A 10,213-nucleotide genomic window follows, 5' to 3' on the forward strand; every position below is an offset into this window, starting at 1 on the left:
ATCGAATGGCCACGGTTCTTTTTGGCCCGCCGCCTTGGCATCGTCTGTGAATACGGGCTGCCCGGCGGCTAAGTAATAGGGAATAAGGGGCACGGCAACTACACTAGGGCGAAGTTAAATCCGTCCGACTACGCGAATGCGAAGGTACATTTCCCGTGGCTAAACTCCTCTACCGGCTCGGGCGCTGGTCATTCCTCAATAAATGGAAGGTCATCGTCACCTGGGTGGTCCTACTGGCCGCCGCCGGCGGCGCTACCGCCTTGTTGATGAAACCGATGACGAGCGAGTTCGCTATCAAAGGCACCCCGTCCATCGATGCCACTTACAAGACGATGGACCTTTTCCCGGAAGGCGGAAACCCCGCCAACTCCCCATCGGTGAACTTGGTCTTCCAAGCCCCGGAGGGCCAAAAGCTCTCGGATCCCGCCAATGAAAAGGCCATCAACGCGGTCATTTCCCACCTCGAGGACAACCTGGAGATGGGCGATACCATGCGCTTTGGCAACCCGCTTGAGGTCTCGCCGCGGCTGCAGGACGAGGTCGTCCACCAGTTCACGGAGATGGGGCTGCCGGAATCATCCGCGCGTGCCGATGCCGATAACCTCGCCATGGTCAATGAGGATGAGACCATTGCCTATACCACCTTCGATTTTGATGCCGAATCGCCCTATAGCGTGGATCAGGCCGATAAGGACATCGTGACGGAAGCGATGGACATCGGCAGGCAGCAGGGGCTTACCGTCGAGGCCGGCGGCGCCGGGTTTGGCGATGAGATTCGGGTTAACTCCACTTCCGAGATCATCGGTCTTGGCGTGGCCTTCCTCGTCCTCATCTTTACCTTTGGCTCCCTGGTCGCTTCTGGAATGCCGCTGATTTCCGCCGTCATCGGGGTCGGCCTGGGTGCATGCGGCATGCTGATTACCACGCACTGGATAGAGCTCAACAACATGACGCCGGTGCTGGCCATCATGATTGGCCTGGCGGTGGGCATCGACTATGCGCTGTTTATCTTGTCCCGCTACCGCGCCGAGCGCGCCCGCATGTCCGCCCCAGAAGCAGCCGGTATGGCGGCAGGAACGGCGGGCTCTTCCGTGGTCTTCGCCGGAACCACCGTCTTTACCGCGCTTTTTGCCCTGCTCATTGCACGCATCGAATTCCTCACCGCCATGGGGCTTTCCGCCGCCGCAACCGTGGCCATCGCCGTCCTCGTCTCCCTCACGCTCATCCCCGCGATGCTCGGGCTTTTGGGGGACAAGGCGTTTAGCGGCCGCATCCCCGGCGTGGCCGGCAACCCTTCCCACAAGGGAAAGGTGCGCCGCGGCCCAACCATGGGCCATCGCTGGGTACGACTGGTACAAAAGGTGCCCGGCTTGGCGATGGCCCTCGTCGTCCTCTCCCTCGGCGCCATGACCGCCCCCGTGCTCCACATGGAGCTGGCGCTGCCTGCCGATACCACCTCGAATCCCGATACCACCCAGCGCAAGGCTGCCGACCTGATGGCCGAGGGCTTCGGCCCCGGCGTCAACGGGCCGTTCCTCGCGGTTGTCGATGCCCACACCATCAACGCCGATTCCGCCGCACTCGCCCCATTGGTGGCGGCTCAAGGCGGAGAAGCCGAACCCGAAGAAGGCGCTGGCGAGCCACCCGCCGATAATCCGGAGGATCATGCGCCTGACAACGCGCCTGAGCCCGCGCCCGACGAGGCGCCCGATCAGCCGGCGGACCTGCCAGCCGACCAGCCCGGTGATCACCCCGCAGAACACCCTGTTGACCAGCCTGGCGACCAGCCAGCGGAACACCCCGCGGATCAGCCCGGCGAACAGCCAGCGGAGCCGGAAATCGCCCCCGTCGCAGAGGTCGAGGACAAGGAAGACGCCGCCGCGCCGACCAGCGCCGAAGACAAGGCAGCGCTGGCGTCCTTCCTCTACACCGCGGATCAGCTGAAGACGCTCGGCGGGGTAAAGCACGCACAAATCGTTGCACTCAGCGAGGACCAGCGCGCGGCACAAATCATGGTGACCCCGGAAACCTCGCCAACGGAAGCCGCAACCATTAATGTCGCGCACGCGCTGCGCTCTGCCACCAAGGAGATCGAAGGCACCACCGGCACCGAGATCGGCCTGACGGGCTTGACTGCCGTGCAGTTGGACATTACCGAGCGCCTGCGCGATGCGATGGCGCCTTACTTGAGCATTGTTGTGGGGCTGGCAATCGTGCTGCTGCTCGTCGTCTTCCGCTCCATCTTGGTGCCGCTGGTAGCGGGCCTCGGCTTCCTGCTTTCGGTCGGCGGCGCCTTTGGACTCACGGTGCTGGTATGGCAAGACGGCCTGTGGGGCCTCGTCCCAGGCCCCGGCCCGCTGCTATCGTTCATGCCGATCTTCCTCATCGGCGTGACCTTCGGCCTGGCCATGGACTATCAGGTATTCCTGGTCACCCGCATGCGCGAGCACATCGCGCGGCATCCGAAGGGCACGGCGGGGCCCTATAGCGCTGTCGATGAGGCCACCATCACCGGCTTTACCCAGGGCGCGCGCGTGGTGACGGCCGCCGCCATCATCATGATTTCGGTCTTCGTGGCCTTTATCAACCAGCCGCTGCCGTTCATCCAGATCTTCGGCTTTGCCTTGGCAGCGGGCGTGCTTTTCGATGCCTTCTTTGTCCGCATGACCCTCGTCCCCGCCTCCATGTTCCTCATGGGCCGTGCTACGTGGTGGATGCCCAAGTGGCTGGATAAGATCCTGCCCACCGTAGACATCGAAGGCACCGCGCTTGAGGAAGAATGGGAAGCACAACACGCGGATGACGGCCAGAAGACCAGGGAAGAAGAGGAAAATAAGGAATGAAGGACTTAAGTTTCGACATCGATAAGCGCCTGCCCGAAGGCCCCGGCAAGCATGGCCGCAGCGGTATTATCCACACCCCGCACGGAGATATCGCCACCCCGGCGTTTATCCCAGTGGCGACCAAGGCCACGGTGAAGACGTTGACGCCGGAGCAGATTCGCGCCACCGGAACGCAGGCGATTTTGTCCAATGCCTATCACCTCTACCTGCAGCCGGGCCATGACATCGTGGATGAGGCCGGCGGCGTGGCGAAATTCGAGAACTGGCACGGGCCGACCTACACCGATTCCGGCGGATTCCAGGTGATGTCTTTGGGCGTGGGCTTTAAAAAGGTCATCGCCATGGACTTGGCGGATCTCACCGAGAAGGATATTCGCGCCGCAAAAAGGGAGCGCATGGCCAAGGTGGATGAGGAAGGCGTGGATTTCCGCTCGATTATCGATGGCTCCAAGCACCGCTTTACGCCCGAAAAATCCATGCAGATTCAGCACGGGCTGGGCGCGGACATCATGTTCGCCTTTGACGAGCTGACCACGCTCATTGATTCGCGCACCTACCAGGAAGAATCCGTGGCCCGCACGCACCGGTGGGCGCAGCGGTGCCTAGAGGAACATGACAGGCTCACCCGCGAGCGCTACCACCGCCCGAAGCAATCGCTGTGGGGCGTGGTGCAGGGCGCGCAATACGAGGACCTGCGCCGCCAGGCCACCCGCGGGCTCTTGGACCTGGACCGCGCCGCGCGGGAGAAGGGTCAGCGCGGTTTCGGCGGCTTCGGCATCGGCGGCGCGCTGGAAAAGCAGAACCTGGGCACCATCGTGGGCTGGGTGTGCGACGAACTGCCGGACGATAAACCGCGCCACCTGCTCGGCATCTCCGAGCCCGATGACATCTTCACCGCGGTCGAAGCCGGCGCCGATACCTTCGATTGCGTCGCGCCGACCCGCCTGGCTCGCCGCGGTGGCGTCTACACGCTCGATGGCCGCCTCAACCTCACCAATGCGCGGTTCAAGCGGGATTTCAAGGGCATCGACGAGGAATTTGGCGGCTACGTCACGGAGAATTACTCGCGCGCCTACCTGCACCACCTGCTCAAGGCGAAGGAATTTTTGGCCGGCACGCTGTGCACCATCCACAACGTGGAATTCATGGTGCGGCTAGTAGATAATATTCGCGCCGCCATCAACGGCGGCTACTACGAGGACTACCGCGATGAATTCTTGGGCCGCTACTACGCGGCGTCGAAGGCGCGGTAATCTTCGCGCTTTTTCACCAGCTTGATAACAGTGGAGGTTATGGGCAAGAGGACGACCTCAATCAGCGTCTTCCACACAAAGCCCACCACCACGTAGTTGATGAACCCGCTCGTGGTGTCGATGCCGATGACGGGCGCGGCGATGGCGCAAAACAGCAAGGTATCGCCAAACTCGCCCACCACGGTGGAGGCGATCAGCCGGGAGAAAAGGCCCTTTTCGCCGCTGCGCTTCTTCATTGCGGTCAGCGTCCACGCGTTGAGCAGCTGGCCCACCAGGTAGCCGGCCAGGGAGGCCAAAACGATGCGCGGCACCAGGCCCAGCGTGGCGGCGAAGGCCTCCTGGCCCTCATAGAAATCCGCCGCGGGCAGCCAGATGGCGATGTAGAAACACACTACGGCGAGCAGTGCCATTGCAAAGCCGATGTAGATGGCGCGCCGGGTGGACTTGAAGCCGTAGCACTCGGATAAAACGTCGCCGACGATATAGGCCAGCGGGAAGAGGAAGAAGGCGCCATCGGTCACGAGCGGTCCGAGCTGGACGCCCTTGGTGGCGTTGATATTAGAAATCAAAAACGTCACGACGAAAATGGTGACGAGCCAGGGGTAAAGAGTGGAATGAACGGGGATAAAGCGCACTTGAGAGGAGGGGGATTTTTCCATGCCCACCATTGTGCCAAACCGTATGCTGGGAATATGAATTCCGCGACCACCGGGGCGGGCCGCTACGCCCCGAGCCCTTCCGGCGATCTGCACTTTGGCAACCTGCGCACGGCGCTTCTGGCGTGGCTCTACGCGCGGTCGACGGGGCGCAGGTTTGTGGTGCGGGTGGAAGACATCGATAAGCAGCGCTCCTCCCGCGCGGCGGCCGAGCGCCAGCTTGCGGACCTTGCGGCCCTGGGGCTGGAGTGGGATGGCGAGGTCATCTACCAGCAGGATCGCGAGGCCGCCTATGCCGCGGCGCTCCAGAAGCTGCCGGTCTACGAGTGCTACTGCTCGCGCAAGGATATCCGCGAAGCCTCCCGCGCCCCGCACGCCATTCCGGGCCAGTACCCGGGCACCTGCCGTGGGCTTTCCGATGCCCAACGTGCCACCAAACGCGCCCAGCTCGCCGCCGAGAACCGTCAGCCGGCGCTGCGCCTGCGCGCAGACGTCTCCATCTTCACCATCCACGACGCCCTGCACGGCGAGTACACCGGTGACGTCGATGATTTTATCCTGCGCCGCGGCGGGCAGGACGGCGGCTGGGCCTATAACCTGGCGGTGGTCGTTGATGATGCCTACCAGGGTATCGACCAGGTGGTCCGCGGCGACGATCTCTTATCCTCCGCCCCACGCCAGGCCTACCTGGCCTCCTTATTGGGGATTGCACCGCCGAGCTACGTGCACGTGCCGCTGGTCCTGAATACCGCGGGCAAGCGCCTGGCCAAGCGCGATGGCGCGGTGACGATGCGGGATATGGGGGAGCCGAGGGGCATCGTCAAGCAGCTGGCGCAGTCTTTGGGCTATGAGGCGGAGACCGCCGCCGAGCTCCTCGCGCAATTCCGGCCGGAGGAATTGAGCCGCGAGCCGTATATTTGGCGCGCGTAATACTATCGAGCCCATGGAAGTTTTACTGGTTCTCATCGGGCTCATGCTGCTGACCGTCTTCGTCGTTGCGATCGGCGATAGGGTCGGGCTGCCCTGGCCCGCGCTGCTGACGATTATTACCGCCTGCGCCGTTTTCGTGCCGGGGCTGCCGCAATTCGACATCCCCACCGAGCTCATCCTTCCCATCTTCTTGCCGCCGCTGCTGTGGGCGCTGGCGCGGCGCACGTCCTGGGGTGTGATTCGCGGGCAGTGGGTGACCATCCTGAGCCTGTCCGTGCTCCTCGTTGTTGCCACCACCCTCGCCGTGGGTGCAACCGCCTACGCCTTCCTGCCGGGGATTAGCATCGCCGCCGCCATCCTCATCGGCGCGGCCATCGCCCCGCCGGACCCCGTGGCCGTGGATGCGGTGGCCGAGCCCGCCGGCATCCCGCGCCGCATCATCACCACCTTACAAACGGAGGGGCTGTTTAATGATGCCGCCTCCATCGTCGCCTTCCACCTCGCGCTCGCCGCCGTGACCCAGGGCGGCGATATCTCCTTTGGTAGCGGCGTGCTGAGCTTCCTCTATTCGTCCGTCGTCGCGCTTGCCATCGGCTGGCTCATCGGGCGGCTGACGGCGCTGTTTATTACCCGCGTCCACGATGTGGTCGCGCGCAACGCCCTGACCTGGGTGGTTCCTTTCGCCACCTTCCTCGTGGCCGAGGAATTAAAAGCCTCCGGTGTTATCGCCGTGGTCATCGCCGCCGTCGAGCTCAACTCGCGCGCTGATATCCAGGCCGAGGACCGGCTTTCCGGCCAGTCTTTCTGGGAGACCATGGAGCTGCTGTTTACCGGCGTCGCGTTCGGCCTAATCGGGCTGACGGTTAATACGGCCATCGCGGAGGTCGGCTCGGATTTGTGGCACTCGGTCATGGTTGGCGTGATCCTCTCGCTGGTGGCCTTCGTGGTGCGTTTTGTGTGGATGTTCTTCTACTACCGCCTCAACGTCTCGCGCGGGCGCCCGCACGTTGCTCCGCTGCGGATGCAGGAGGTATTGCTGATGACCTGGTCCGGCATGCGCGGCCTGGTGACCTTGGCGCTGGTTCTATCCATTCCTACCGGCGTCTTCGCCTTCCACCACGAGCTGGCCGTTATCGCCCTGACCGTCCTGTTGGTCACCATGGTGCTGCCCGGCCTGCTGCTGCCGTGGCTGATGAGGCAGCTCGATCTCACTGAGGCCTCGCAGGCCGCCAACGATAAGATGCGCGCCGCGGTGGTCTCGCGGGCGCGCGCCGCCAGCATCGATGCGCTATCGCAATTCCGGCCCGAGGACGATGCCACCGGCGAGGCCGAAACTGTCGATCCGGAAATTTCCGCCAACGTCATCCAGTGGTTTGAGGACCGCCTGGGTGATGGCGAAAACCCCGCCGAGAATAACGACGAGCGCAAGCAGCGCGTCGAGGAGGCCCGCCGCGTCGCGCTGGAGGCCCGGCGCACCGCGCTTAACGCCGCGCAGAGCGAGCTCCTAGTCCTGCGCAAGGATCGGGCCTTCAATCCGGCCATCGTGGATGAGATACTGGAAGAGATCGACCGCATGGTCATCGGCACTAAGCACCGGGAGATTTAGCCCATGGATCCACAACACTATGCCGAGCTCGAGGACGCGATGGACTACCTCTACGATTTCCTCGACGAGGACTTGGCGGACCGCGTGCGCGCCGAGCGCGAGTTCGTTCCGGCGGGCTTAGAAAGCTTGCTTGCCGATGACTCCCTCGACGACTACGCCTGGCTCTGGATCAAGGATCCCGGGCCGAATGGCTTCCGGCAGTACCTGCGCGATGGCGGTTATTCCGAGGCCGAGGTGCGCCAGACCTTCGCGTGGGCGCGCAGCGAGTGGGGCATGAATACCCCACCGCATATCGCGTGGCTTAAAGAGGACGGCTACGAGCCGCCGCGCATCGATTAGGCCAGGCGGTACGGCCCCGCCTTGCGCACCGCCGCATCAATGACCTCCGGATCTACTGTGACGGACTCAGCGTGCTTGATGACGACATCCGCGGTGGCATCCCCGGTCATCTCGAAGGTGGCTTGGCCCATTCCCGTATCAGCAAAGATGCCGTAGAGCTTTTGCAGGCACTTGCGCACGTCATTGTCATTGCGGATGCCATCGATGGCGATGCGGGTTTCGGTGACAGAAGATTTATCAGTCATAGAAACAGATTCTAATCCTTCGGTGCTAGATGCGGCCGTTGAAGGCCTGGAGCGCGGAATCCTCGCGGGTGCCGCCGCGGCCATCGCCGTAGTCGGCGTAATCACCAATCCAGGCAATCCGCGATACCCACTTCACGGCCTTATACCCGTGGTTCGATTCCACGCGGGCGCGCACTGGGGCGCCCAAGTGCAGATCGATGTCCTGGTCATTGCGCGAAATCGCCAAAATGGACTGATTCTCCATGGCGGTCTCGATATCGAAGGCCGCGTAGAAAGGCTCGCGCGGGCGGTTATCGTACATCTTTTGCGCCAAGCCATAAGACTCGATGAGCACGTAATTGGCGCCTTCGGGGCGGGGGCAGAGTAGCTCGAGGACATCGGCAAGCTTGGGCCCTCCCCACTTGGAGGTCGCAGACCACCCCTGCATGCAGGTATGCGTGGCGATGTAGGACGTTTGCGGCAGCTCGCGCAACTGCTCAAGGGTGACGGTCTTTTCGGTGCCGTTGACATCATCGGCCACGGTAATGGCGTAGTTCTCCCAGCCATTGCGCTTGTACTCGGTCCACTCAGGGGATTCCTTCTCCGTCGGCGGCAGGCCGTTGGTCCAGTGGAAGGAGGAAATGGGCATCGGCGAGTCCTTGGTCTCCTTGGGCTTGCGCGGGTGGAAGTGGTTCAGCGAAAGCTTGCGGCCGATTTCGGTGAACGAGACCAAGAAATTATGCGCCCGGGCGCGGTCCGCCAAGGTCCAGTAGGACAGGGCAATCCAGAAGATGATGACCGCCACGATGGTGATGACGACGGTGGTAAAGGCCTGCACATAGCGTTCGGTGGAAACGTCGCCGAAGACGATGTGGACCATGTTGTACTCGCGGTGCACGAAGAAGACCAGCACCACGTGGACCAGGATGAACGCGGACATTAAGACCATGCCGATAAAGTGCAGAGACCGCGCACCTTGGTGGCCGCCCAGCATCTTCACGAACCACGGGAAGCGCACGCGGATGGCCGGCGACATGCCCAGGCCGGTCACCATCATGAAGGGCGCAACGATGAAGATGACGAAGGCGTAGGCGAGTTGCTGGAGGGCATCGTATGGCGTGAAGTGCTCGATGCCGGGCGCGCTGAGGCTGATATAGACCTTGAAGGTATCCCACGCCTCCGGGATGATGTCCCAGGAGGTGGGGATGAGGCGCTGCCACAGGCCGGTGGCAAAGAGCAGCACGACGTACACCAGGCCATTGAGGACCCACAGCATGACCGAAAGGCCGTGCCAGTGGCGGCCCAGGCCAACGTTTTCGCGGCCCGGCAGAGCCACGACCGGTGACCACGAAAGCTCGTCCATCAAAGAGGTATATACGCCCTCTTCCTTGGGCAGCTTGCGCTTGGTAAAACGCAGCCATTCGGTGCCAGGCGCGCAGTCATTGCGCCACCACAGGCGCGGCATGGAAGAAAGCATTTCCAGCCCGGAGCGCAAGAGCATGCCGATGAGTACAAAGTTGATGAGGTGCGTCGCGCGAAGCCACAAAGGAAAATCGGGGTTTTCGCCGAGAGCCAAGACATAGTCCATGGGGAGCGTCCTAGGGAGATAGGTTATGGGAAAAGGGCTATCTCTATTTTGACGGCTTTTCATGGATTAAACAAGCAGGGCGGATTCTAGGGGTCGTTGCAACGATGATGGTTATTTTGGTGTGATACTACCGGTTTGTGTCAGGGCGTTGCCGAGACAAATTCCTCTGTGCTGCACGCACGAACTTAGCGAGTATGCCGGCATCGCGGGCCGGTGGGGAAGTAGCGGGCAGTTCTGCCAGTATTGCTTGCAGGTGTTTGACTGCGCTGTTGGAGCCGTCTCGCGCGTACTCGTAGTCTCCACCGTGTCCGTGGGCTTTGATGAATAGGGCGCACAGGTGTGCGTCCTGAGCTTCATGAATAATGTCAACCATTCCCCCAGATCTCCTAGTCACCCCTTTTCCCAAGTGCTTTTTATTTTTCCCGAAGCCCGCCACGCTATGACCAAGTTAACGACCTGAACGGAGGTTAGCCTCATAATCCAACCGACCCCTTTTTGTTCGGACTCCGCCTGTTTCGTGATGTTTACGTCACTACATTCAGCAGGATCGGGCTTACTACATTCAGCAGGATCGGGCTTCCCAGAGGTGAGAATTGCGATTGTGCATACAAGTCCCATAAAAAGAGGGACAAATATGGGAAACTTTGTTGTACTAGTCACCATAAACAGGCCTATGCCGACTAGCAGTAGGACCACGAAGGGGTCAAGTCCGTTTGAGTGGTGTTTCTACCTTTCGATAGAGCATGCAGTGTGATGGTGTCAGGGGCCAGCACG

General features: G+C 61.9%; 8 protein-coding genes. 5 read left to right on the plus strand and 3 right to left on the minus strand.

Annotated features, from left to right (window positions below; all coding sequences use genetic code 11):
* Positions 1 to 155: 155 nt before the first annotated feature.
* Both ABRP95_RS10915 and tgt read left to right on the plus strand, forming a co-directional pair.
* Positions 156 to 2,843 carry an MMPL family transporter gene (locus ABRP95_RS10915; RefSeq protein ID WP_284771136.1) on the plus strand — a complete coding sequence of 896 codons (2,688 nt, stop codon included), beginning with the start codon at positions 156 to 158 and terminating at the stop codon, positions 2,841 to 2,843.
* On the plus strand, positions 2,840 to 4,096 hold the full coding sequence (gene tgt, locus ABRP95_RS10920) for a tRNA guanosine(34) transglycosylase Tgt (protein ID WP_284796866.1): 1,257 nt from the start codon (positions 2,840 to 2,842) through the stop codon (positions 4,094 to 4,096). The genes ABRP95_RS10915 and tgt overlap by 4 nt, the downstream gene beginning before the upstream one ends.
* On the opposite strand, the gene ABRP95_RS10925 is transcribed toward tgt, so the two are convergent.
* The gene (locus tag ABRP95_RS10925; protein ID WP_023024985.1) at positions 4,072 to 4,764 is read right to left on the minus strand and encodes a queuosine precursor transporter; all 693 of its coding nucleotides are present in this window, start codon (positions 4,762 to 4,764) and stop codon (positions 4,072 to 4,074) included. The two genes, tgt and ABRP95_RS10925, sit on opposite strands and share 25 nt — an antisense overlap.
* Positions 4,765 to 4,788: 24 nt before the next feature.
* On the opposite strand from ABRP95_RS10925, the gene gluQRS reads away from it, so the two are divergent.
* From gluQRS to ABRP95_RS10940, 3 genes are read left to right on the plus strand one after another with little or no spacing between them, the layout of a single operon-like run.
* The gene (gluQRS, locus tag ABRP95_RS10930) at positions 4,789 to 5,682 is read left to right on the plus strand and encodes a tRNA glutamyl-Q(34) synthetase GluQRS (protein ID WP_284783682.1); all 894 of its coding nucleotides are present in this window, start codon (positions 4,789 to 4,791) and stop codon (positions 5,680 to 5,682) included.
* Between the two features lie 13 nt (positions 5,683 to 5,695).
* The gene (locus tag ABRP95_RS10935) at positions 5,696 to 7,288 is read left to right on the plus strand and encodes a cation:proton antiporter (protein WP_349839446.1); all 1,593 of its coding nucleotides are present in this window, start codon (positions 5,696 to 5,698) and stop codon (positions 7,286 to 7,288) included.
* 3 nt (positions 7,289 to 7,291) lie between these two features.
* Positions 7,292 to 7,627, plus strand: a complete 336-nt coding sequence (locus ABRP95_RS10940; protein WP_239270016.1) for a hypothetical protein — start codon at positions 7,292 to 7,294, stop codon at positions 7,625 to 7,627.
* Here ABRP95_RS10940 and ABRP95_RS10945 read toward each other — a convergent pair.
* Positions 7,624 to 7,872, minus strand: coding sequence for a hypothetical protein (locus ABRP95_RS10945; RefSeq protein ID WP_239270015.1), 249 nt, complete (start codon positions 7,870 to 7,872; stop codon positions 7,624 to 7,626). The two genes, ABRP95_RS10940 and ABRP95_RS10945, sit on opposite strands and share 4 nt — an antisense overlap.
* Before the next feature lie 25 nt (positions 7,873 to 7,897).
* Positions 7,898 to 9,439 (minus strand): molybdopterin-dependent oxidoreductase, encoded by a 1,542-nt coding sequence (locus ABRP95_RS10950; protein WP_284854177.1) that lies wholly within the window; start codon positions 9,437 to 9,439, stop codon positions 7,898 to 7,900.
* Positions 9,440 to 10,213: the final 774 nt, after the last annotated feature.

Source organism: Corynebacterium sp. KPL2895, from assembly GCF_040225815.1.
Classification (GTDB): Bacteria; Actinomycetota; Actinomycetes; order Mycobacteriales; family Mycobacteriaceae; genus Corynebacterium; species Corynebacterium rhinophilum.

Excerpts from the sequence above, each read along its gene's own strand:
- gluQRS (WP_284783682.1), top strand. The coding sequence starts at position 4,789 with ATGAATTCCGCGACCACCGGGGCGGGCCGCTACGCCCCGAGCCCTTCC.
- tgt (WP_284796866.1), top strand. The coding sequence starts at position 2,840 with ATGAAGGACTTAAGTTTCGACATCGATAAGCGCCTGCCCGAAGGCCCC.
- ABRP95_RS10950 (WP_284854177.1), bottom strand. The coding sequence starts at position 9,439 with ATGGACTATGTCTTGGCTCTCGGCGAAAACCCCGATTTTCCTTTGTGG.
- ABRP95_RS10945 (WP_239270015.1), bottom strand. The coding sequence starts at position 7,872 with ATGACTGATAAATCTTCTGTCACCGAAACCCGCATCGCCATCGATGGC.
- ABRP95_RS10940 (WP_239270016.1), top strand. The coding sequence starts at position 7,292 with ATGGATCCACAACACTATGCCGAGCTCGAGGACGCGATGGACTACCTC.
- ABRP95_RS10935 (WP_349839446.1), top strand. The coding sequence starts at position 5,696 with ATGGAAGTTTTACTGGTTCTCATCGGGCTCATGCTGCTGACCGTCTTC.
- ABRP95_RS10925 (WP_023024985.1), bottom strand. The coding sequence starts at position 4,764 with ATGGTGGGCATGGAAAAATCCCCCTCCTCTCAAGTGCGCTTTATCCCC.